This window comes from Azospirillum sp. B21 (genome assembly GCF_008364825.1).
Taxonomy (GTDB): Bacteria; Pseudomonadota; Alphaproteobacteria; order Azospirillales; family Azospirillaceae; genus Azospirillum.
This window is the reverse complement of sequence record NZ_VTTO01000022.1, coordinates 1-23,755: the sequence shown is the minus strand read 5'-3', so window position 1 is coordinate 23,755 and position 23,755 is coordinate 1. Positions and strand designations below refer to the sequence as shown.

Below are 23,755 nucleotides of genomic sequence, written 5' to 3'. Positions count from 1 at the left end.
GTTTGTGCCTCGCGGTCGCGATGCGGCCCACCACCACCGCCTTAAAAAATTCTTGGCAGGCGGGAACAGGATCCCCGGTCACGGGTTGAACACCACGAGATCAAGGTTTTGAGGGGTTCGGTGATGTCAACCACAATATCTAGAAGAGTGGGGCTTGCTTGCCCCGGTCGCGCTGGCTAGGATGCCGCCCACGTGACCCGGCCGGCCCCGAGCGGCGGCCCCGGTCCCGGCAACACAGCGGCGACGACGGACAGTCGGGCATCGGGCCCCTGTTTGTACGGCGCCATCTGCATTGCCGGGCCGGACGGCGGACAGGACCGCCGGCCGCTCCGATCAGGACGGGTCGCACCATATTTCCATTCGAGTCCGCCGCGGCGGGCTCCAAGCAGGGGACAGTCTCATCATGCGGATCGAGCGTCGTTTCACGCACGAAGGTCAGGACGCCTACGCCAGCCTCGGCTTCCGCCAGGCGACCAGCGAGATCCGCAACCCGGATGGCACGATCGTCTTCCAGCAGACCGGCATCGAGGTGCCGGACAACTTCTCGCAGGTCGCCAGCGACATCCTGGCCCAGAAGTATTTCCGCAAGGCCGGCGTCCCGGCCGCGCTCCGCGCCGTGGAAGAGAACACCGTCCCGTCCTGGCTGTGGCGCAAGGAAGCGGATCAGGAAAAGCTGGCCGCCCTGCCGAAGGAGAAGCGTTTCGTCGGCGAGCATTCGGCCAAGCAGGTCTTCGACCGTCTGGCCGGCACCTGGACCTATTGGGGCTGGAAGGGCGGCTATTTCGACACCGAAGCCGACGCCCGCACCTTCTTCGACGAGATGCGCTTCATGCTGGCCGCCCAGATGGCGGCACCGAACAGCCCGCAGTGGTTCAACACCGGCCTGCACTGGGCCTACGGCATCGACGGTCCGAGCCAGGGCCACTTCTACGTCGATTTCAAGACCGGCCTGCTGACCTCCTCCGCCTCGGCCTACGAGCATCCGCAGCCGCACGCCTGCTTCATCCAGTCCGTCGCCGACGACCTGGTGAACGAGGGCGGCATCATGGACCTGTGGGTGCGTGAGGCCCGCCTGTTCAAGTACGGTTCGGGCACCGGCTCCAACTTCTCCAAGCTGCGCGGCGAGGGCGAGAAGCTGGCCGGCGGCGGCAAGTCGTCGGGCCTGATGAGCTTCCTGAAGATCGGCGACCGCGCGGCCGGCGCCATCAAGTCGGGCGGCACCACGCGGCGTGCGGCCAAGATGGTCACGGTGGACATGGACCACCCGGACATCGAAGGCTACATCGACTGGAAGGTGAACGAGGAGCAGAAGGTCGCGGCGCTGGTGACCGGCTCCAAGATCTGCCAGAAGCACCTGACGGCAGTGATGGCCGCCGCCCAGTCGGGCCTGGACCCGAAGGAGAACAAGGAGCTCAAGAAGGCGATCCTCGCCGCCCGCAAGGATCAGGTGTCGGAGAACTACATCCAGCGCGTGATCCAGTTCGCCGGCCAGGGCTTCACCTCCATCGAGTTCAAGACCTACAATACCGACTGGGATTCGGAAGCCTACCTGACGGTCTCCGGCCAGAACTCCAACAACTCCGTGCGCATCTCCAACGAGTTCGTGCAGGCGGTGCTGGACGACGCCGACTGGAACCTGATCGGCCGCACCAACGGCAAGGTGGTGAAGACCGTCCGTGCCCGCGACCTGTGGGACAAGGTCGGCTACGCCGCCTGGGCCTGCGCCGATCCGGGCGTTCAGTTCGACAGCACCATCAACGAGTGGCACACCTGTCCGGCCTCGGGGCGCATCAACGCCTCGAACCCGTGCTCGGAGTACATGTTCCTCGACGACACCGCCTGCAATCTGGCGTCGCTGAACCTGATGTCGTTCCGTCTGAAGGACGGTTCCTTCGACGTCGAGGCGTTCGAGCATGCCTGCCGGCTGTGGACCATCGTGCTGGAAATCTCCGTGCTGATGGCGCAGTTCCCGTCGAAGGAAATCGCCCAGCTCTCCTACGAGTTCCGCACGCTGGGCCTGGGCTTCGCCAACCTCGGCGGCCTGCTGATGGCGTCGGGCCTGTCCTACGACAGTGACGAAGGCCGCGCCTATTGCGCCGGCATCTCCGCCGTCATGACCGGCGTGGCCTATGCCACCTCGGCCGAGATGGCGCAGGAACTGGGCACCTTCCCGGGCTTCGAGGCCAACCGCGACCACATGCTGCGGGTCATCCGCAACCATCGCCGCGCCGCCAACGGCGAGATGAACGGCTATGAAGGTCTGGCGGTCGAGCCGGTGCCCTTCGTCGCCGACCTCTGCCCGGACCAGGAGCTGGCTCTGGCCGCCGTCCGCGTGTGGGACGAGGCGCTGGAACTGGGCGAGGCCCACGGCTACCGCAACGCCCAGGCCACCGTGGTCGCCCCGACCGGCACCATCGGCCTGGTGATGGACTGCGACACCACCGGCATCGAGCCCGACTTCGCCCTGGTGAAGTTCAAGAAGCTGGCCGGCGGCGGCTATTTCAAGATCGTCAACCGGCTGGTGCCGGAAGCGCTGAAGACGCTCGGCTACACCCCGGACCAGATCGAGGAGATCGCGCTCTACGCGGTCGGCCACGGCACGCTGAAGACCGCCCCGGGCGTGAACCACGAGTCGCTGAAGGCCAAGGGGTTCACCGACGAGCTGCTGGAGCGGCTGGAGGGCAACCTCGCCACCGCCTTCGACATCAAGTTCGTCTTCAACCGCTGGACCATCGGCGCCGACTTCTGCACCCAGACTCTGGGCATCCCGGCCGAGACGCTGGACGCCCCGGGCTTCGACCTGCTGAGCCACATCGGATTCACCAAGGCGCAGATCGAGGCGGCCAACACCTTCTGCTGCGGTGCCATGACGCTGGAAGGCGCGCCCTTCCTGAAGGACGAACATCTCTCGGTGTTCGACTGCGCCAACCCCTGCGGCCGCATCGGCAAGCGCTTCCTGTCCTGGGAATCGCACATCACGATGATGGCGGCGGCGCAGCCCTTCATCTCCGGCGCCATCTCCAAGACCATCAACATGCCGAACACGGCGACGGTCGACGAGTGCAAGGACGCCTACCTGATGTCCTGGCGCCTGGGCCTGAAGGCGAACGCGCTGTACCGCGATGGCTCCAAGCTGAGCCAGCCGCTGCAGGCCGCCCTGCTCGACGATGAGGAGGATGGCGAGGCGGTCGAGGCGATGATCGAGGCGCCGGCCGCGGTCCGCGCCCAGATGGTCACCGAGCGCATCGTCGAGAAGGTGATCGAGCGGGTGGTGGAGCGGAAGAGCAGCTCGCGCGAGCGTCTGCCGCACCGCCGCAAGGGCTACACCCAGAAGGCCAATGTCGGCGGCCACAAGGTGTACCTGCGCACCGGCGAGTATGAGGACGGCCGCCTGGGCGAGATCTTCATCGACATGCACAAGGAAGGCGCCGCCTTCCGGTCGCTGATGAACAATTTCGCCATCGCGGTGTCGATCGGCCTGCAATACGGCGTGCCGCTGGAGGAATTCGTGGAGGCCTTCACCTTCACGCGCTTCGAGCCGTCGGGCATGGTGACCGGCAACGACACCATCAAGATGGCGACCTCGGTCATCGACTACATCTTCCGCGAGATCGCCATCTCCTACCTGAACCGCACCGATCTGGCGCACGCCACGCCGGAGGATCTGGTGCCCTTCACGGTGGGCAGCGGCGACAAGCAGGGCGACCTGCCGGACACCCAGGTGCAGCCGTCCGACATCGTCCGCCGCATCGCGTCGACCGGCTATGTCCGCAACAACCTGCGCGTCCTGCATGGCGGGCAGACCCAGCGGGCCAGCGCCGCGGCGGCCTTCGCCGCCACCGGCACCGACACCGCTGCCGTCAGCGCCACCGCGTCGGCCGGCACCCAGGCGTCGGCCCAGGCCGCGATGTCGGCCAGCCCCGCGGTTGCCGCCGCCACCGCCCAGGGCCATGTCGCCTCGACCGCGGCCACCGGCACGGCCTATGGCGGCAGCACCAGCGAGCAGCGCTTCGATCGCATCCGTGAGGCCCGCGCCCGCGGTTACGAGGGTGATCCCTGCGGCGAGTGCGGCAACATGACCCTGGTCCGCAACGGCACCTGCCTGAAGTGCGACAGCTGCGGGTCGACCACCGGCTGCAGCTGAGCCTTCCCCGGACGGCGCTCCATCGGGGTGCCATAGGGTGAGGAAAGACGAAGGGGAGGGAGCGGGAGACCGCTTCCTCCCTTTTGCTTGTGCACGACAGGTTTCCGTGCGTGCCGATTGGAACCGGTCTCGTGCGCTTGTACCAGCAGGGTCCGAATGCGACGAGCGCTTGACCGCGCAGCGTGTGTTCATGTTAGCTGATTCTCCCGGGAGCGCCGGCGCGGCGTTCCCCGAAGGATGTCCGGGGGGATCAGGGGTCATGGATTCGGCCGGGGCCGCGCTGGACGACCGTCTGCCGTCCGATCGCCTTTTGCGGGTGACCGCTGCGCAATGGAGCGCGGCGCTGGTTTGGACCGCGCCCGACGGAACCATCGTCGGCGCCAATCCGGCTTTCGCCGGCCTTGCCGGCTGTCCGCTCGACGGCATGATCGGTCGGTCGCTGCCCGCCCTGCTCGACATCGGCGGACGCGATTGGCAGACGGTGTGGGATAGGGCGCAGGGCGAGCATCCGCCGCCCGGCAGCGGCACGCTCTGCCTACCACGCCGCGATCCGGTTCCGGTCGATCTGCACTGGCAGCATCTGGCCGACGGTGCGGACGCCCTGCTTTTGTGCGAGATGCGCTGTTTCGACGAACGCGAGCGGGCGGAAGCGGTGGCCCGCCTGCAGCAGGACGTGCTGGAACTGGTGGCCGCCGGCCGGTCGCTGAAGCAGGTTCTGGATTTCCTGTGCCGGCAGGTGGAGGCCTGCGCGCCGGAGGTCACCTGTTCGGTGATGCTGCGCGACGACGAGAACCGCATGCGGGTCGCCGCCGCTCCGTCGCTGCCCGGCGTCTATGCCGCCGCCATCGACGGGCTGGCCATCGGGCCGGACGTCGGCAGCTGCGGCAGCGCGATGAGCCGGGGCGAGGCGGTGATGTCCACCGACATCGCCGAGGACCCGCGCTGGGCGCCCTACCGCCAAGTCCCGCTGGCCCATGGGCTGGCCGCCTGCTGGTCCAATCCGATCAAGGGGCGCAATGCCCGGATGCTGGGCAGCTTCGCGCTCTATTACCGCGAGCCGCGTCCCGCCGCCCCCTTCCACCGGCGGCTGGTGGAGGCCTGCGTGCATCTGTGCGCGCTGGCAATCGAGCATGACCGGGCGCGGGCGGAGATCAACCGGCTGGCCTATTTCGACACGCTGACCGGGCTGCCCAACCGCCAGCTTCTGGCCGACCGTGCCACCGCGGCGCTGGCGCTGGCCGGACGCACGCGCCAGCCGGTGACGCTGATGTTCCTGGACGTCGACCGCTTCAAGACCATCAACGATTCGCTGGGCCATGCGGTCGGCGACCAGCTGCTGGTGGAGGTGGCGAACCGGCTGCGGCGCCTGTTCATCGAAGGCGACACGCTGGCCCGGCTGGGCGGGGACGAGTTCGTGGCATTGCTGCCGGGCTGCGACGCCGCCCATGCCTCCCTGCTGGCGGAGCGGGTGCTCGCCTGCCTGTCGGTCCCGCTGACGGTGGCCGACCTGACGCTGACCCCCACCGCCAGCATCGGCATCGCCGTCCATCCCGACGACGGCATGGATTTCGACACGCTGCTGCGTCAGGCCGACGCGGCGATGTACCGGGCCAAGCAGGCCGGCCGCAACCGCTGCCATTTCTTCCGCCGCGACATGAACGAACAGGCGGTGCGCCGGCTGGAGATGGAGGCGGCGCTGCGCGAGGCGCTGGACCGGCAGGAGAATGGCGCGGCAGGAGAGGCGCCGTTCGAGCTGCATTACCAGCCGCAGGTCCGGCTGAAGCCCTACTGCCTGCACCGGGTGGAGGCGCTGATCCGCTGGACCCACCCGCGCTGGGGAGCGGTATCGCCGATGGAGTTCGTGCCGCTTGCCGAGGAATGCGGGTTGATCGACCGGCTGGACAGCTGGGTGCTGGAGACTTCGGTCGCGCAGCTCGGCCGCTGGCGCGCCGCCGGGGTGCCGGTGCCGGGGCTGGCGGTCAACGTCTCGGCCGTCCGCTTCGCCCGCGGCGATCTGCCGGACCAGGTCCGCTCGGTGCTCGCCGCCAACGGCATCCCGGCGACCGACCTGACGCTCGAGATCACCGAACGGCTGATGATGACGGAGGAGGTCGGGGCCCATGACGCGCTGGATGCCCTGCATGCGCTGGGCGTCACCCTGTCGATCGATGATTTCGGCACCGGCTATTCGTCCCTGAGCTACCTGAAGCGCTTCCCCGTCGGCGAACTCAAGATCGACCGCAGCTTCGTCAAGGAACTGGACATCGACGCCGCCAACCGGCCGCTGGTGCGTGCCATCATCCAGATCGGCGAGGCGCTGGGCCTGACCGTCGTGGCCGAAGGGGTGGAGCGCGAGGCCCAGCACCGCATGCTGGAGGCGGAAGGCTGCGCCATCGGCCAGGGATACCGCTTTGCCCGGCCGATGCCGGCTGACGCGCTGGTGCGCTGGCTGGCGGGGGAGGGCAAGCACTGGGTGGAGTGTCCGGCCGACGCCTGCTTCAGCATCTGAAACATTTGCGGAGGAAATGATCCCGTTTTTCTTTGGATTTACGGGGTACTTCGGCCGCATTTCACCATTCGAATCGGTGCTTATGCGGATCCGCCGGAGTAATGGGGATCCGGCCAATACGATATAGTCGCAACGCTCCTTTGCCGGTGAAGCGCAGGTCATCCCGTTCTAGACCACGCGACTGTCTTGTGTCCCAACGTTTGGGGCGATAGAAGGTCCACTCAGCGGCATGTGCGGTCAAGCAAACTGACCACGGTGTCCCGCTGAGCGGATCAGACCCGCCCGGCGGACCGCCCGTGGAGCACAAGGGGAGCACCCGCACGCCGGACGACCATGGGGCGAGAGGAATTCCGCGATGGCGAGCCAGGGTGAATCCAAGTGGGTCTACAGCTTCGGGGCCGGTGCCACCGAAGGACGGGCCGATATGAAGAACCTGCTGGGCGGCAAGGGCGCCAATCTGGCCGAGATGGCCAATCTTGGCCTGCCCGTTCCGCCGGGCTTCACGATCACCACCGAGCTGTGCACCTATTTCTACGCCAACGGCCGCTCCTATCCGCCGGAGCTGACGACGCAGGTCAAGGCCGCGGTCGAGCGGCTGGAAACGGCGATGGACGCCAAGTTCGGCGACCCGGCCAACCCGCTGCTGGTGTCGGTCCGCTCCGGCGCCCGTGCGTCGATGCCCGGCATGATGGACACCGTCCTGAACCTGGGCCTGAACGACGCGACCGCCGCCGGCCTCGCCAAGCGGTCGGGCGACTCCCGCTTCGCCTACGACAGCTATCGCCGCTTCATCCAGATGTATTCCAACGTCGTTCTCGACGTTGAGCATCACCATTTCGAGGACATCCTCGACGGCCACAAGCGCGACAAGTCCTACAACCTCGACACCGACCTGTCGGCCGAGGATTGGCAGGCGGTGATCGAGGACTACAAGAAGGCGGTCGAGCGCGAGCTGGGCAAGCCCTTCCCGCAGGATGTGCAGGAGCAGCTGTGGGGCGCCATCGGCGCCGTCTTCGGGTCCTGGATGAACGCCCGCGCCATCACCTACCGCAAGCTGCACGACATCCCGGCCAATTGGGGCACCGCGGTCAACGTGCAGTGCATGGTCTTCGGCAACATGGGCAATGACTGCGCCACCGGCGTGGCCTTCACCCGCAACCCGTCGACCGGCGAGAACGCCTTCTACGGCGAGTATCTGGTCAACGCCCAGGGCGAGGACGTCGTCGCCGGCATCCGCACGCCGCAGCACCTGACCATCGCCGGCAAGATCGCCAACAAGTCCGACCTCCCCGCCATGGAGGAGGTGATGCCGGAGGTGTTCAACCAGCTGAACGAGGTCCGCCTCAAGCTGGAACAGCACTACCGCGACATGCAGGACATCGAGTTCACGGTCCAGCAGAACAAGCTGTTCATGCTGCAGACCCGCAACGGCAAGCGCACCGCCCCGGCCGCGCTGAAGATCGCCGTCGATCTGGCGAACGAAGGCGTCATCGACCAGAACGAGGCGGTCCGACGCATCGATCCGGCCTCGCTCGACCAGCTGCTGCACCCGACGCTGGACCCCAAGGCCGACCGCAAGGTCATCGCCAAGGGCCTGCCGGCCTCCCCCGGCGCCGCGTCCGGCAAGGTGGTGTTCACCGCCGACGAGGCCGAGCAGATGGCCGGCAAGGGCGAGTCGGTGATCCTCTGCCGCATCGAGACCTCGCCCGAGGACATCCACGGCATGCACGCCGCCCGCGGCATCCTGACCAGCCGCGGCGGCATGACCAGCCACGCGGCGGTGGTTGCCCGCGGCATGGGCCGTGCCTGCGTGTCGGGCGCCGGCGACCTGCGCATCGACTACAAGACCAAGCAGATGGGCGTGCGCGGCGTCACCGTGAAGGAAGGCGACATCGTCACCATCGACGGCTCCACCGGCGAGGTGATGCTGGGCGAGGTGCCGACGATCCAGCCGGAACTGTCGGGCGACTTCGCCACCCTGATGGGCTGGGCCGACAGCATCCGCCGGATGAAGATCCGCGCCAACGCCGAAACCCCGCTGGACGCCCGCACCGCGCGGAAGTTCGGCGCCGAGGGCATCGGCCTGTCGCGCACCGAGCACATGTTCTTCGACCCGGAGCGCATCCTGGCCGTCCGCGAGATGATCCTGGCGGAGGACGAGGCCGGCCGCCGCAAGGCGCTCGCCAAGCTGGAGCCCTTCCAGAAGAAGGACTTCGTCGATCTGTTCACGATCATGGCCGGCCTGCCGGTGACGATCCGCCTGCTCGACCCGCCGCTGCACGAGTTCCTGCCGAACACCGAAGAGGACATGGCGGAGGTCGCCCAGGCCACCGGCACCGATCCGCTGCGGGTGCGCCACCGCACCATCCAGCTGCATGAAGCGAACCCGATGCTGGGCCATCGCGGCTGCCGTCTGGGCATCTCGTACCCCGAGATCTACGAGATGCAGGCCCGCGCCATCTTCGCCGCCGCCGCCGAGGTCGCCATGACCACCGGCGAGGCCGTCATTCCCGAAGTGATGATCCCGCTGATCATCACGAAGAAGGAGTTCGACATCCTCAAGGCGGTGATCGACCGCGCCGCCGAGCAGGTGAAGGCCGAGACCGGCGTGACGGTGGAGTATCTGACCGGCACGATGATCGAGATCCCGCGCGCGGCCCTGAAGGCCGGCGAGATCGCCGAGTCGGCCGAGTTCTTCAGCTACGGCACCAACGACCTGACCCAGACCACGCTGGGCCTGTCGCGCGACGACGCCGGCAGCTTCCTGCCGGAGTACCAGCGCCAGGGCATCCTGGAGCAGGACCCGTTCCAGTCGCTGGACGTCACCGGCGTCGGCGAACTGGTGGAGATCGCCACCGAGCGTGGCCGCAAGGTCCGTCCGGACATCAAGCTGGGCATCTGCGGCGAGCATGGCGGCGACCCGGCCTCGATCTCCTTCTGCGAGAAGGTCGGGCTGACCTATGTCTCCTGCTCGCCCTACCGCGTGCCGATCGCCCGCCTCGCCGCCGCCCAGGCCGCGCTGAACAGCGACACGGTCAAGCGCGACTGAGCCGGTTCGGGTAGCTGAAACGATTTCGGCCCTCTTCCCGCAAGGGAAGGGGGCCGTTTCGTTTTGGGGGCGGGGTCGGGTGGGTGGAGCATCGTGGAACGGATTTCGGCGGAGTGTTCACTGTTCCATCCGGGGCGTTCGACCCGGCCTGCGGCGGTCGGATGGAACGTTTGGAACAGGTTGGAACGGTTTTCCGGGGGCTGTTCACTGTTCCATCCGGCGGGGCGGGTGCGCGGGAGGACGGGCGCAAGGGGGCGTGGCACCAGTGGCGATGCATGCAGGACACTTTTCGGGAGATTGAGGCTTATAGTCCTATCATGGATGGTGGCTGGTGGTAAGAGCGCCTAACAAAACGGCGTTTGGGCTGTTGAGAGGGGCATGGCTGCACCTCTCGTCTCCGACGCCCTTTGGGCACTGATTGAGCCTTTGCTCCCGCCTGAGCCGCCCAAGCCGAAGGGCGGGCGGCCTTGGCTGGACAACCGCGCGGCGCTGACTGGCATCCTGTTCGTGTTGCGCTCTGGTATTCCCTGGGAGCTGCTGCCGGTGGAGATGGGCTGCGGTTCGGGCATGACCTGTTGGCGCCGACTGCACGAATGGCACCAAGCTGGCGTCTGGAAGCGGTTGCACCGTGTGCTGCTCGACCGGCTCGGCTATGCCAACGCCATCAACTGGGAACGGGCTGCGGTGGACAGCGCCGCCGTCCCAGCAAAAAGGGGGGGGTGAGGAGACCGGCCCGAACCCGACGGACCGCGGCAAGCCGGGCTCCAAGCGGCATATCCTCTTCGATGCCAATGGCTTCCCGCTCGCCCTGAAAATCTCTCCCGCCAACCGGCACGACAGCAAGTTGCTGGAACCGGTGGTCGATGCCGTGCCGGCAATCCGCCAATGTGCGGGCCGGCCACGACGGCGACCGGCCAAGCTGCACGCCGACAAGGGATACGACTTCGCCCACTGCCGCCAAGCGCTGCGCCAGCGAGCGATCATCCCGCGCATCGCCCGACGTAGCATCGAGAGCAGCGAGCGCCTCGGCAGGCACCGATGGGTGGTCGAGCGAACCCTGGCCTGGTTTGCACGCTTCCGCCGCATCGCCGTCCGTTATGAACGCCGTGCTGACATCTTCACCGCGTTCCACCACATCGCCGCCAGCCTCATCTGCTGGCGCTTCGTTCAGAGATGGTTCTGTTAGGAACTCTTAGGTTGCACTTCAATGTATGCGCAAGAGTATTAACCGCGTTGAATTTAGCGCCTCATCAGGTAATTATTCACATCTTGCCGCCGATCTCTTCTTCTCAATATTCGACACTACTTCTTCAACTCTTCTTGTTAGATTTCCATCTATTTCGAAACTGGCATATCTTGCGAGTCGAAGCTTCATTGCGGCTTCCTTATCCGAAAAATCGGTTTTTCCTCTCAAGTGATTGTATAGTAATGGCATCAAATATGTTTTCCCTGAAAAATAATTTGTTGAACCTAGATTGTTAGTAGATATCTTTCCATCAATAGATTTCTTAAATCTATTGAGCTCAGGCAATGTTGTTTTTTTGAGAATTTCAGCTTCAACCTGTCTTATTTTCTCGCTAATTTTTCTCTCAGAAAGAACTCTCTCACTACCTGACCCTTCTAGAAAAACATGCGCGTTCAAGCTAACAGTTTGGACGGTCACCTTAAAATGCTGAGCCGCAGCATAAGATATGAAAAGAGGCTTCAGTTTTCTGATAATCTCCTTTCTCCAAGTTTTGAAGTTAATTTTTTTCGATATTTCGCTCTTTGACATATCTGGCGAACTTTCAAACGCTAATTCAATAGCCGCCTGCTCACAAAACAACAAATTCTCTGAACAATATACAGATAGCCTGATTAAACCTTCGTGTGGAGGGCAGTCAATCCCCCGCAAAATATCGAGATCTCCATCAATTAGAAAAAAGCACGGATCATACCTTTTGTATCTACCGCTCTTTGCGGCTTCTATCACTTTTTCCCTGCCGTTTAGCGGAAATATACTTCTTACATTTATTCTACCTTTCAACATTCGCTCAAAGTATATTTGATACATGTTCTTATATGTCGCATCTTCAACAAATATAGTGATCTCGTTGTACCTTTTTAATATTCTGACAAGTCCGGGCACCGCGCGCGGTGAATACTTTAGCATATTTCCACCCGATCAAATAAGGTCACGGCAATTATCGTCTCTCTCCAAAATGATAGATGGAGAGTGAGTGGCGAGAATAAATTGAGTCTCAGGGCTAGATTTTAATAGAGCGTCAACGAACATTTCCTGCCAAGCAATATGGAGAGAGATTTCTGGCTCATCTATAATAAGAACATTAGCACGCCGAGCTGCTGGATTAAATGCAAGATGCGTGAGCAAAACCACGAGTTGTTGCTCACCAGAGGAAAGAGTTTCCAGATCTCTCGGTTCCATCTCTCCAATCGCTACACGCATGCCAAATCTATCAATTATAATATTTTTCCCGCTCTCTTCGAAAAATGGATTAATAGTTTCAAGAAAATCTTCGATTGGGCTATAGAGATCTCTGGATGCCGAAACGAATTCGTCAATTACATCAGCCAAAGCTCCAATTCTATCAAATTGCCATTTGTTCACAATCCAATTTAACGTCGCCTCTCTTTCCTTCCTCGACACTGCAGAGTCCTTTTTGATAATTATCTCATTAACATCTATTGGCTTTGCCGGTAGGCTTTGGATTATACTGTTCACTCTTCTAAAAAATGGATCTATTCCCTTTCCGACCTCTTCTTCAGAGAGCCCTAGAGAAAGCAACGTACTTCTTACGGAATTTCTTTGCTTTTCAATTCGATCTCTTTCTTTATTCGATGGATACGACGTGCTAATCTCGTACGGTTTCGTATCAATAAAATCAAATGCTCTCATGATTAATGAGTTTCTAAGTTTATCACGTAATTTGTCTTGCTCAGCCTGTATCTCTCTATATTTCTGCCAAGCAAGTTCTGCGGCATCATCCAGGCTGTCAGATAGAGTTCCAGCAAATACATTCTTTTTGTACTTTGCTGGGTTAATCATCTTGCGCGCAATGGTAGAGTATCCCTGACGATTTACAGATGATTTGCGTTCAAGTCCTAAAAACATAGGTGTTGGAAGAGAATTTAGAAGCTTTAGAACCTCATGATTGCCATGCTTCATTCTAAAATCTCTATAATAACCATTAGCAACGTCAGTAAATCTAGCGGATGTCTCTGTCGAAGGCATTACAAACGGCGGTATAATTAGATCGGATTTAGTTGAACTTGTTCTGATTTTAACCTTACCTTCAATGCTCTCACTACTAATTTCGATTATCTCATCATTGTGCTTTACGACGAGCAGGGCACTTTCATGAGGAGTGAAAGAAAGATTAAGGAAAACGGGTGAAAGCAAAGAATAAATCGTTCGAACAAGTGTGGTTTTCCCCGATCCATTGATACCTATTAAAAACGTTACATCATCGAGAAAGTTGACATCAAAATTTAGATACCCATGAACCTTCTTTGCAGAGAATGAGACTAACTTCATATTCAACCTCCTAGTTAAGAAAAGCGGCGCCGAGTTAGACAAGGTTGATATATCTAAAATCTAATCTCGTCAACGGAATGGAAAGTGAAGCGACCAGCATAAAAACCGCTTAAGAGTGCGGATCAGAATCGGTCTGGGGTTGAGGGGAATCAACGGCTTCAGCGCATCAGAACCGGGTTTTGATAGGCACTCTTAGAGCGCCCATCAAAACCCAAACCGGCCTGAGGCAAACCAACGGCTTCAGCATGCCGAAGGGAGGTTTTGATGGGCGCTCTTAGTACATCTGCATAACTGCTCACCGCCCCCTCGGCTTCGCCCTGGCGGTCGGCTCGGCTTCCAGCGGGTTGTCGGGCCAGTAGTGTTTCGGGTACTGGCCCTTCAAATCCGCCTTCACCGCCTTGTAGGCGTTGGCCCAGAAGCTCGCGAGGTCGCGGGTGACCTGCACCGGGCGGCGGGCGGGGGACAGCAGGTGCAGCAGAAGCGGAACCCGGCCGCCGGCAATGCGCGGGGTCTCGGCAAGGCCGAACATCTCCTGCAGGCGCACCGCCAGCACCGGCTCCTCGCCGTCATAGTCGATGGGGATGCGGGAGCCGCTCGGCACCTCGACATGGGTCGGGGCCTCGGCGTCCAGGCGGGTCCGCAACTCCCAGGGCAGCAGGGCGCGCAAGGCGCTCGACAGGTCGATGCGCTCCAGATGGGCGCGGCGCGACACGCCGTCGAGGAAGGGGGCCAGCCACTCCTCCAGGCCGTCCATCAGGGCCGGGTCGGACAGGTCGGGCCAGTCGTGGGCGTCGCCCTCCCGCGCGCGCAGGAACATCACGCGGGTGCGCCATTTGCGCAGCTCGTCGGTCCAGGGCAGGCAGGCGGGGCCGAGCGCGCGGATGCCCTCGATCATCGCGGCGGACATCGCGTCGGCCGGCGGCTTGGCCAGCTTCTCGTCCTTCAGGATCAGGGCGAACAGCATGCGGCGGCGGCGCGCCAGAACCATCTGCTCGCGCGCGTCCCAGGCGACGATGGTCTCGCTGCGGATGTCGTCGGCGAAGCTCTCCTCCAGATCGGCCAGCGTGACCGGGGCGGCCAGGAAGATGCGCGATTCGCGGGCGGCGCCGTCGAGGTCGGCGATGGCGAGCCACTCCTCGGCCGACAGCGGCTCGGCATCCTGGAAATAGGCGCCGCGACCGCCCGACAGGCGATACTGCGCCGCCACCCCGCCGGGCTGGCCTCCGGGACGGCGTTGGCCGATGCGGTCGGGATAGGCCAGCGCCACCAGAATGCCGACGGCGTTCGAATCCATCGCGTCGTCGTCGCGCACGCCGAGCTGGCGGCGCCACTGCCGCGCCTGCTTCACCGCCTGCTGGGCGCCGCCGCGGTCGACGCTGAGGCCGCGCGCCGCGCCCTGGCCGCCGCGCTCCTCGCCGCGCAGCAAATCGACGCGCAGGCGCAGGTCGGCGTCGCGGAACCCAGGTTGGGAACGCACGATGTCGCGCTCGCCCAGCAGGGCCGCGACCAGACAGGCGAGTGCGCCCTGGCCCATCGCCTTGCCGGCCAGCATCATGTGGGCCAGACGCGGATGCACGCCGAAGCCGGCCATGCGGCGGCCGTGCGGGGTGATGGCTCCGGACTTGTCGAGCGCGCCGAGGCCGGTCAGCAGCTCGCGCGCCTGGGCCATCGCCGCGGCCGGCGGCTGGTCGAGCCAGGACAGGCTGGCGGGGTCGGAGACGCCCCAGACTGCAAGCTCCAGCGCCAGCGGGGCAAGGTCGGCGTCCTCGATCTCCGGCGTGGTGAAGGGGGCCAGCGCCTTGTGCGTCGCCTCCGGCCACAGGCGGTAGCAGACGCCGGGCTCCAGACGGCCGGCGCGGCCGCGGCGCTGCTCGGCCGAGGCCTGGCTGACCTTCACCGTCGCCAGACGGGTCATGCCGCCGCGCGGGTCGAAACGCGGAACCCGCATCAGGCCGCTGTCCACCACGATGCGGATGCCCTCGATGGTCAGGCTGGTCTCGGCGATGGAGGTCGCCAGCACGATCTTGCGCTGGCCGGGCGGGGTGGGGGCGATGGCGCGGTCCTGCGCCTCGGCCGACAGGTCGCCATAGAGCGGGGCGATGATGGTGTTGGGGCCGAGGTCGGACTGGTCGAGCAGGGACTGGACGCGGCGGATCTCGCCGACGCCGGGCAGGAAGACCAGGGCGTTGCCGGGCTCCTCGCGCAGGGCGCGGCGGACGGCGGCGGCAACGGCGTCCTCGATGCGGGTGCCTTGCGATGGGGCATCGAGGTGGCGGGTCTCGACGGGATAGGCGCGGCCCTCGCTGGTCACCATGGCGGCGGGGCCGTGGGAGTCGGTCAGCAGGGTGGCGACCGGGGCGGCGTCGAGCGTCGCCGACATGACGACAAGGCGCAGGTCGTCGCGCAGCGCACCGCGCGCCTCCTGCACCAGGGCAAGGGCAAGGTCGCTGTCGATGCCGCGTTCGTGGAACTCGTCGAACAGGACGGCGCCGACGGCGGGAAGCTCCGGATCCTCTTGCAGTTGGCGCAGGAACAGGCCGTCGGTCACCACTTCGATCCGCGTCTTCGGGCCGACCTTCGTGTCCAGGCGAACGCGGTAGCCGACGGTCTCGCCCACCGCCTCCCCCAGCATCGACGCCATCCGGCGGGCGGCGGCGCGGGCGGCGAGGCGGCGGGGCTCCAGCACCAGGATCTTGCGGCCCTTCAGCCAACCGGCCTCCAGCAGGGCCAACGGCACCCGGGTGGTCTTGCCGGCGCCGGGCGGGGCCTGCAGCACGGCGGTGCCGCGGCGGTCCAGCGCCTCCAAGAGGGCGGGCAGGACGGGATCGATTGGCAGGGCGGGGAAGGCGGGCTTGCTCATGAGGGGGAGTCTGCTGCCGCGAACCGGGGCGAAAGGCAATGGATTTCGCGAGGAGGACGGGGCGGCGCGCGCCAAAAGGTCGCAGGGGCGGAGCGGGGAGCGGGGACGCACGACCGATGACCGCAAAAACTGTATGGTTTTGGGGTCGTCGGGTTTATTCGCTCATCAAAGGGATCCATGACCGATATCCACGATGCCGCCCTGTTCCTCGCCCACGCCTGCGCGCTGGAGGAGGACGCCGCCAACCGCTTCGCCGACCTGTCGGAGACGATGAAGACCTATGGCAACCAGGAGGTCGCGGCCTTCTTCGGCCAGATGGCGAAATTCTCGCGCATGCATCTGGCCGAGGCGCGGGAACGGTCAGGCTTCCGCCAAATCCCGGATCTGAAGCCGGAAGACTTCCAATGGCCGGACGGCGACAGCCCGGAAGCGGCCTCCATGGAAGGCTCGCACTATCTGATGACGGTGGAATATGCGCTGGAACTGGCGCTGGAGAGCGAGCGCCGCGGACAGGCCTTCTACGCCGAGGTGGCGAAGACCACCACCGATTCGGAAGTCCGCATGATGGCCGAGGAGTTCGCCGCCGAAGAGGCCGAGCATGTCGCCCAGCTGGAGGTGTGGGCCAAGCGCTATCCGGCACTGCAGGGATAGGGGGGTGAGGAAGGGGGCGCTGGCTGCCCCCTTCCCTGATCACTTTGACAGGGCGGACCAGTCGATCTCGTACACCTTGTCGACCGGCTTGTAGGTCTTGAAGGCGGCGATCACGTCGTCGACGCTGACCTCGCCCGGCACGTTCTGGATTTCATAGACGACCGAGCTGCCGCTGGTCGGGCCGACGTCGGCGTTGCGGTGGGCCTGCGAGACCAGCCCTTCGCCGGCCTTCTTGATCATGATGGAAGCCATGCATCCGTCTCCTGTTGCGACTCGCCCGACCGGAAAACCATAAACAAAAAGTGGTTTAATCGGAAGGCGGAAAGAACGGGGGCGGTTGCAGTGCGGCATAGAGTATCGGGGCGTCAGGGGAGTGCCGCGGCCTCCGTCACCTTGGCATGGCCGGGGGCGCGGCCGGGCATGCGGTCGGGCTGGGCGCCGGCTACCGCCCCGGCGATGCCGCCAGTCAGCCAGGCCGAGAAGGCACTGCGGCCATCGGCGCCGGTCCCGCGGTCGGCGCAGGCGGGGGCGGCGTCCATCCCGTCATCGTCCTGCCCGGCGGCATAGTTCCACAGCGGCAGGGTGGCGGCGGGCTCGGCGGCGGAGGCCGTGGCGATCAGGCCGGTGGAGCGCGGGGCGGGGCGGCTGTGCACCTCGATCAGGGCGACGCGGATGCCGGCGGCCCAGGCTCGGTCGATGAAGGCGCGCACCTGCCGCGCCGTGGCGGAGCTGCCGGTGACGGAGTCGGGCGTGCCGCCGGTCAGCCATGCCGACGGGGTGGGGCCGCAGCCGCGCCGGTACTGCAGCGCCACCTGATCCTGTACATGGGTCTGACCGCGGTAAAGGCGCATCAGCCCGTGGCCATAGCGCTCCAACTCGTCGATCGGACCGCGGCTGGCGGTCAGCAGGCTGCGGTCGATCAGGATCAGCGTCGGCTTCACGGCGATCAGCCGGTCGAGCAGCGGTTCGAAATCGGCGAACTGGGCCTGCCGGTGGACGATGCGCAGGAATTCCAGGTTCGGCACGCCGCGCTTGGCGGCAAGCTCCGCCATGCCGCTCTCGTCCAGGGTGGCGTCGCGCAGCGCGGTGTCGCCCAGTGCGATGACCGATATCGAGTCGGGGTTCCGCGCCGCCCGGTCGGCCTGCGCATCGATGCGGTTCAGGTTGTACCAGGCGAAGGGCTGGTCGTAGAGCAGGGTGCCGGTCCACAGAACCGCCAGCACCGCCAATCCCCCCAAGGCCAGCGGTGCCAGCAGCAGCCCGGCACCCAGCGTCCGCCAGCGGCTGGGGCGGGATTTCGTGGCGGCGGGCTGTTCGGCAATGGATTGGGTGGCTTGCGGTTCCGGATCGGTCATCGGTGGACTCCACGGCGGTCATGACACGGTGTTCGGGGCACAACGATCATGCGGCGGGCGCTTGCATCGGATGCCTGGCGCGTCGGGTGAGTGCCTGGCTTCTCCCACAACGCGCGGGGGAGGAGAATCGGCATGCGGAAATTGGGGGTATCCCCAAGGGGCCGGAACACCCCTGCGGCAGGGTCGCAGTTTGCCGAACGCGCCAATCCTGTGTAGGATCCGAGCCCGATAGGACGGCCTCACAGCAGGATTGGCGATGAGCACCGAAATCCGCACCTTCACCATTCCCGACGCCACCGCCGAGGAGGCGCAGACGCAGCTCTCCGCCTTCCTGCGGACGGTCGAGGTCCAGCGCATCGAGACCGCCTACGCCGACGGCGCGTGGCGCGTGCTGGTGCTGTTCACCGACCTTCGCCGCAAGGAGGAATCGCAGCAGATCGAGGCGGCCATCGCCGCCGCGCTGAACGGCTGGCGCGACAAGGCCGCGGTCCAGGCCGGGGTGACGCGCGATGTCGTGCTGCCGGACGATCTGGTGTCGGAGATCGCCCGCTTCGCCCCGACGACCGAACATGAGCTGTCGATCATCATGAACGCCCGCGGCCTGGGTGCTGCGCCCCATGGCGGCGAGATCGTGCAGGTGGTGCGCTCCACGCTGGACTTGCTGATCGACGACTGACCGGCGACTGATCGGCGGGGCAAGCCACCGGCGGCGGCCTATCCGCTTCGGCCGGGCATGACACACCCAAAGGCTGTGCCTGCCCTGCCGTAAGCGTCAGTTGGACCCCGCCTCTTCCCGTGTCAGGATCGCACCTTCGCGATGCAATCAGCGGGTGAGGCGGTTGTGGCTTCGAAGGATCCTCCGAAGGCTCGTGCCGTAGCGGATTTGGCGTGGGGCGAGGTGCCCGGCCATCGCAAGTCCGAATTCCGGAAGCCTGACTACAGGAAGCCCGATTACAGGAAGATCGCGCATGAACTGGCGCAGCTGGGCGCGGAAGCTGCCAACCGTGCCCGTGCGACCGGCAACGGCCATTATGCCCGGCTGGCCCGTACCCTGACCAACCGCGCCGGCGAGATTCTGGATGATCTGGACCGCGCCGGGAAGGCTTGAGGTCAGGGGCAGGAGTTGTGAAAAAGAAAACGGCGCCCGGATGGGGCGCCGTTTTTATTTGTGGGGAGTGGTCGTGTCGCTTGCTCCCATCCCGACCCTTCCCCGCTCTCAGCGGACCAGAGGTCCTCTGCGAAGCGGGGGAAGGTTAGGGTGGGGGCAAAGTGCCTCAGACCACCTTGGCCTGGTGCATGGCGGCAATCTGGTCCTTGCTGTAGCCGAGCTGGGCCAGCACCTCGTCGGTGTGCTCGCCGAGCAGCGGGGAGCCGGTGACCTCCACCGTCATGTCGGAGAACTTGATCGGGCTGCCGACCGTCAGGTACTTGCCGCGCTGCTTGTGGTCGACCTCCACCACCGTGCCGCTGGCGCGCAGCGACGGGTCGTTGGCGATCTCCTTCATCGACAGCACCGGCGCGCACGGGATGTCGTACTTGCGCAGGATGTCGACCGCCTCGAACTTGGTCTTGTCCTTCAGCCAATCCTCGATGATCGCGAAGATGTCGAAGATCTTGTCCTGACGGGCCAGCGCCGTGTTGTAGGCCGGATCGTCGATCCACTCCTCACGACCCAGCGCCTTGCAGATCGGAGCCCAGGCATGGCCCTGGATGGTGAAGTAGATGTAGGCGTTGGGATCGGTCTCCCAGCCCTTGCACTTCAGCACCCAGCCCGGCTGGCCGCCGCCGCCGGCATTGCCGCCGCGCGGAACGACGTCGGTGAACTTGCCGTGCGGGTACTGCGGATACTCCTCCAGATAGCCGACGCGGTCCAGGCGCTGCTGGTCGCGCAGCTTGACGCGGCAGAGGTTCAGCACGCTGTCCTGCATCGACACGGCGACCTTCTGGCCCTTGCCGGTCTTGGTGCGGGCCATGAGCGCGGTCAGGATGCCGATGGCCAGATGCATGCCGGTGTTGCTGTCGCCGAGCGCGGCGGCGGACACGGTCGGCGGGCCGTCCCAGAAACCGGTGGTGGAGGCCGCACCGCCGGCGCACTGGGCGACGTTCTCATAGACCTTCAGGTCCTGGTAATGGTGGCCATCGCTGAAGCCCTTGACCGAGGCGACGATCATGCCGGGATTCAGTTCCTTGATGCGGTCCCAGCTGAAGCCCATGCGGTCGAGCGCGCCGGGGCCGAAATTCTCCACCAGAACATCGGATTCCTTGATCAGACGCTCCAGGACTTCCTTGCCCTCGGCGGTCTTGGTGTCCAGGGTGAGGGAGCGCTTGTTGCTGTTCAGCATGGTGAAATAGAGCGCATCGGCATCGGGGATGTCGCGCAGCTGGCTGCGGGTGACGTCGCCGGCGCCCGGACGTTCGACCTTGATCACGTCCGCGCCGTACCAGGCCAGAAGCTGCGTGCAGGCGGGGCCGGCCTGCACATGGGTGAAGTCGATGATCTTGATGCCTTCGAGCGGCTTGGTCATGACTGCAACACTCCCTTTATTCGCGTTGTTTACGTTTGTCCCGTGGACGTGTTTCTGCTTGCTCTGCTGTCCGGCCGGCCGACGCCCGAAGAATGGAGGCGCCAAGGCTGGTGGCCGGCCGGTGTTCGATGTCCGCCGAAATCCAATGGCCGAAATCCAATGGCCGAAATCCGGCGTGTCTGGTTGGGGGGCTGGATCGATGGACCGGATCAGCCGGCCGCGGTCGCGACCGCCTCGAGTTCGGCAAGGCGGCGGCGCAGCTTCCGCTCTTCGGTCCAGCGGTCGGTTTCGTCCCGCACCACGGCGACGATGCCGGTCACCGCACCGTCGGTTCCGCGCAACAGCGCGACGGTGAAGGCGATCGACAGGCTGTGCCCGTCCTTGTGGACCGCCGGGACCCGCAGAAGATCGTGCCCGTAACGGGTTTCGCCCGTGGCCATGGTCTTCCCGTAGCCGTCCCAATGGCGCTGCCGCTGGCGTTCCGGAATGATGATGTCGAGCGACTTGCCCATCGCTTCGTCAGGCGTGAAGCCGAACATCCGCTCCGCCGCCGCATTCCACAGGGTGATGGCGCCGGCCGGATCGGACACGATGACCGCATCCCCGATCACCGACACCAGTTGCTCGCAATCAACAACCGCGGGAGAACCCGCTGCTGCAACAACCGCGGGCGTACCCGCTGCTGCCGTCTGTTCCATGTCGATCTCCTTGGCGCTCGCCCCCTCTTGGATTGGGCGCCGGGGGAGCCGGTGCGTCATGGCCGGAAAGCCGTGCCGCACTGACATTATCGATACGGTATACCAGATGCCACCGACCATGCAAGAGGATTTGAGCGCGGTGCGAACTGTCCTTGTGGCGAACAGATAACCGTTCCGGGAGGGGAGGTTTGGGGAGGGAATCGACTGCGCATGGCCGCGGCGCAGCCGCTCTTTCACGCAGGGTCAAAGGCATGGAATCGCGGCGACGGCGCCCACCGGGAGGGGCGCCGTTCCGCTGATGGAAATGGGATGGGAAAGGCCGGGCGGTCCGACCGGTGCCGCTATACCGGGAAGCGGGAGGGAAAGACTATCGACCGGCGGGGCCGGGACTTCGTGGCGCAGAGCATCTCCCGTGCCCGACGGGGCCGGAATGCTCTGCGTGGAGCCACGGTCACGGACGCGCAACCACAGGAGAGACGGCGGATCAGCCGACCAGATCGAAGAAGGGCATCGAGGCGTATTTGCTGGTCTTGATGTTGGCGACCACCTTGTCCTGCGAATGGCCGCCGCCGGCCAGAGTCGCCGGCAGCTTGATCACCTTGCCGACCGCCTTGGACGACTTGCTGATCGGGTCCCATTGCAGGTTGAAGTTGACGATCTGCTTCTCTACGGCCGGCAGGTTTTCCTGATGCACGCGGACATAGGGGCCGTGAATGATGCCGCCGCGCACCATCTTCGACACGGTCGGCGCGTTGAAGGCGCAGCAGGGCAGCCCTTCCTCCACCGCGACGATGGTGGCGATGGCGCCGCCCAGCGAATGGCCGCAAAGGATGGGGCTCGCCTTCTTGATGAGGACCTTCGCCTGTTCCAGCAGAAGCTTGGCGGCGCGGATGCCGGCCGGCAGGCTTTCGATGGTGTAGAGGGCGATGTCGGTCTTCAGGTTCTTGCCGCCGGCCATCTGGCCGGAGGTGCTGCTGCCGACCGCCGTGCCGCGATAGGCGATGATGTACTGGTCGGAGTGCTTTTCCTGATAGACGGCGCCGAAGAATCCGACGTCGGTGTCCTCATGGGTGAAGATCACCTGGAATCCGGGTGGGGAGCGCCGCGCCCCTTCCGCCTTGTTGAAGGCAGCCGCGTCGTTGCCCCGGCCCTTCTGGAAGTTATAGACGGTGTTCGAGGCAACGGCCAGATCGAGGATATTGACCGGCATGGCGGCGCTCTTAAGTGGTAATTGGGTTTTCGAGACAATACTGGCACGCAAGGACTGTCAACAGACCGGAACGATTGTTATCGGTGAAAGATTTTTCAGTCCGGTTGTATCGCCGAAAAAGAAAAGGGCGCCTCGCGGCGCCCCTTCAGGGTTCCAAGGGCCGTCGCCCTTGGCGGGTGGGTCAAGGGAGGACCGAAACCCTCCCTTGCCTCTTTCAGATCAGACGTCCAGCAGCAGGCGGCGCGGATCCTCGATCAGCTCCTTGATGCGGACGAGGAAGGTGACCGCTTCCTTGCCGTCGATGATGCGGTGGTCGTAGGACAGCGCCAGATACATCATCGGGCGGACCTCGATCTTGCCACCGACGACGACCGCGCGGTCCATCGTCTTGTGCATGCCGAGGATGGCGGACTGCGGCGGGTTGATGATCGGGGTCGACATCAGCGAGCCGTAGACACCACCGTTGGAGATGGTGAAGGTGCCCCCCGTGAGCTCGTCCATCGACAGCTTGCCGTCGCGGCCCTTCTTGCCGAGAGCGGCGATGGTGCCCTCGACGCCGGCGAAGTCCAGCTTGTCGGCGTCGCGGACGACCGGAACCACCAGACCCTGCGGCGTGCCGACGGCGACGCCGATGTCATAGTAGTTCTTGTAGACGATGTCGGTGCCGTCGATCTCGGCGTTGACGGCCGGGATCTCCTTCAGAGCCTGGACGGCGGCCTTGACGAAGAAGGACATGAAGCCGAGCCGCACCTTGTGGCGCTTCTCGAAATAATCCTTGTACTCGGCGCGCAGAGCGATCGCCGCCGACATGTCCACCTCGTTGAAGGTGGTCAGCATGGCGGCGGAGTTCTGGGCCTCCTTCAGACGCTCGGCGATGCGCTGGCGCAGGCGGGTCATGCGGACGCGCTCTTCCTGCGCGGCCCGCGGACGGTCGCCCTGGGTGCCGGCGGCCCACACCATCTTCGGCGCCGGGGCCGCGGCCGGAGCGGCCGGCTTGGCGGCCGGGGCGGGGGCGGCCAGCACGTCACCCTTGGTCACGCGGCCATCCTTGCCCGAACCGGCGATGGACGAGCCGTCGATGCCCTTCTCGTCGGCCAGCTTGCGGGCGGCCGGGCCGGAAGCGGCCAGGTTGCCCCCCGGAGCAGTGGCGGCGGCCGGGGCCGGGGCCGGGGTCGGGGCGGCGGCCGGAGCAGCGGCCGGGGCGGCGGCGGGAGCGGCA

General features: G+C 64.7%; 16 protein-coding genes. 7 read left to right on the top strand and 9 right to left on the bottom strand.

The features are described 5' to 3' along the window. The first annotated feature begins 403 nt into the window (after positions 1 to 403). The 4 genes from FZ983_RS29710 to FZ983_RS29695 all read left to right on the top strand — a co-directional run bounded on the left by FZ983_RS29710 (position 404) and on the right by FZ983_RS29695 (position 10,888). Positions 404 to 4,144 carry a vitamin B12-dependent ribonucleotide reductase gene (locus FZ983_RS29710; protein ID WP_149228170.1) on the top strand — a complete coding sequence of 1,247 codons (3,741 nt, stop codon included), beginning with the start codon at positions 404 to 406 and terminating at the stop codon, positions 4,142 to 4,144. A 259-nt stretch (positions 4,145 to 4,403) separates the two neighbouring features. Next, on the top strand, positions 4,404 to 6,653 hold the full coding sequence (locus FZ983_RS29705) for an EAL domain-containing protein (protein ID WP_149228169.1): 2,250 nt from the start codon (positions 4,404 to 4,406) through the stop codon (positions 6,651 to 6,653). 355 nt (positions 6,654 to 7,008) lie between these two features. Further along, positions 7,009 to 9,702 (top strand): pyruvate, phosphate dikinase, encoded by a 2,694-nt coding sequence (ppdK, locus tag FZ983_RS29700; protein WP_149228168.1) that lies wholly within the window; start codon positions 7,009 to 7,011, stop codon positions 9,700 to 9,702. A gap of 378 nt (positions 9,703 to 10,080) precedes the next feature. Further along, a protein-coding gene (locus FZ983_RS29695) for an IS5 family transposase (RefSeq protein WP_149228167.1) occupies positions 10,081 to 10,888 on the top strand; the annotation gives its coding sequence in 2 pieces (ribosomal slippage) (positions 10,081 to 10,416 and positions 10,418 to 10,888; 807 coding nt in all). A 72-nt stretch (positions 10,889 to 10,960) separates the two neighbouring features. Here the strand turns inward: FZ983_RS29695 and FZ983_RS29690 are convergent. From FZ983_RS29690 to hrpB, 3 genes are all read right to left on the bottom strand, one after another. Beyond that, the gene (locus FZ983_RS29690) at positions 10,961 to 11,854 is read right to left on the bottom strand and encodes a DUF4435 domain-containing protein (protein ID WP_149228166.1); all 894 of its coding nucleotides are present in this window, start codon (positions 11,852 to 11,854) and stop codon (positions 10,961 to 10,963) included. 12 nt (positions 11,855 to 11,866) lie between these two features. After that, positions 11,867 to 13,237, bottom strand: coding sequence for an AAA family ATPase (locus FZ983_RS29685; RefSeq protein WP_149228165.1), 1,371 nt, complete (start codon positions 13,235 to 13,237; stop codon positions 11,867 to 11,869). Positions 13,238 to 13,532: 295 nt separating this feature from the next. Further along, positions 13,533 to 16,097, bottom strand: a complete 2,565-nt coding sequence (gene hrpB, locus FZ983_RS29680; RefSeq protein ID WP_149228164.1) for an ATP-dependent helicase HrpB — start codon at positions 16,095 to 16,097, stop codon at positions 13,533 to 13,535. Between the two features lie 177 nt (positions 16,098 to 16,274). Here hrpB and FZ983_RS29675 point away from each other — a divergent pair, with 177 nt between their 5' ends. After that, complete coding sequence (locus FZ983_RS29675; protein ID WP_149228163.1) at positions 16,275 to 16,748, top strand: ferritin family protein; 474 nt, start codon at positions 16,275 to 16,277, stop codon at positions 16,746 to 16,748. Positions 16,749 to 16,787: 39 nt separating this feature from the next. On the opposite strand, the gene FZ983_RS29670 is transcribed toward FZ983_RS29675, so the two are convergent. After that, a complete protein-coding gene (locus FZ983_RS29670; RefSeq protein ID WP_149228162.1) occupies positions 16,788 to 17,000 on the bottom strand; it encodes a hypothetical protein in 213 nt (70 codons plus the stop codon). Between the two features lie 113 nt (positions 17,001 to 17,113). Continuing rightward, entirely contained in the window at positions 17,114 to 18,103 is a 990-nt protein-coding gene (locus FZ983_RS29665; protein WP_149228161.1) for a hypothetical protein, read from the bottom strand. 256 nt (positions 18,104 to 18,359) lie between these two features. On the opposite strand from FZ983_RS29665, the gene FZ983_RS29660 reads away from it, so the two are divergent. After that, positions 18,360 to 18,779, top strand: a complete 420-nt coding sequence (locus tag FZ983_RS29660; RefSeq protein ID WP_149228160.1) for an HRDC domain-containing protein — start codon at positions 18,360 to 18,362, stop codon at positions 18,777 to 18,779. A 141-nt stretch (positions 18,780 to 18,920) separates the two neighbouring features. Continuing rightward, on the top strand, positions 18,921 to 19,211 hold the full coding sequence (locus FZ983_RS29655) for a hypothetical protein (RefSeq protein WP_247884037.1): 291 nt from the start codon (positions 18,921 to 18,923) through the stop codon (positions 19,209 to 19,211). A gap of 166 nt (positions 19,212 to 19,377) precedes the next feature. Here the strand turns inward: FZ983_RS29655 and frc are convergent, their stop codons facing one another. The 4 genes from frc to odhB form a co-directional block, all read right to left on the bottom strand. Further along, positions 19,378 to 20,628 (bottom strand): formyl-CoA transferase, encoded by a 1,251-nt coding sequence (gene frc, locus FZ983_RS29650; protein WP_149228159.1) that lies wholly within the window; start codon positions 20,626 to 20,628, stop codon positions 19,378 to 19,380. 209 nt (positions 20,629 to 20,837) lie between these two features. Continuing rightward, the gene (locus FZ983_RS29645) at positions 20,838 to 21,386 is read right to left on the bottom strand and encodes a PAS domain S-box protein (protein ID WP_247884036.1); all 549 of its coding nucleotides are present in this window, start codon (positions 21,384 to 21,386) and stop codon (positions 20,838 to 20,840) included. 424 nt (positions 21,387 to 21,810) lie between these two features. Next, on the bottom strand, positions 21,811 to 22,536 hold the full coding sequence (locus tag FZ983_RS29640) for a hypothetical protein (RefSeq protein ID WP_149228158.1): 726 nt from the start codon (positions 22,534 to 22,536) through the stop codon (positions 21,811 to 21,813). 219 nt (positions 22,537 to 22,755) lie between these two features. After that, positions 22,756 to 23,755, bottom strand: a 1,000-nt coding sequence (gene odhB, locus FZ983_RS29635; protein WP_149228157.1) for a 2-oxoglutarate dehydrogenase complex dihydrolipoyllysine-residue succinyltransferase, incomplete at its 5' end; no start/stop codon positions are given.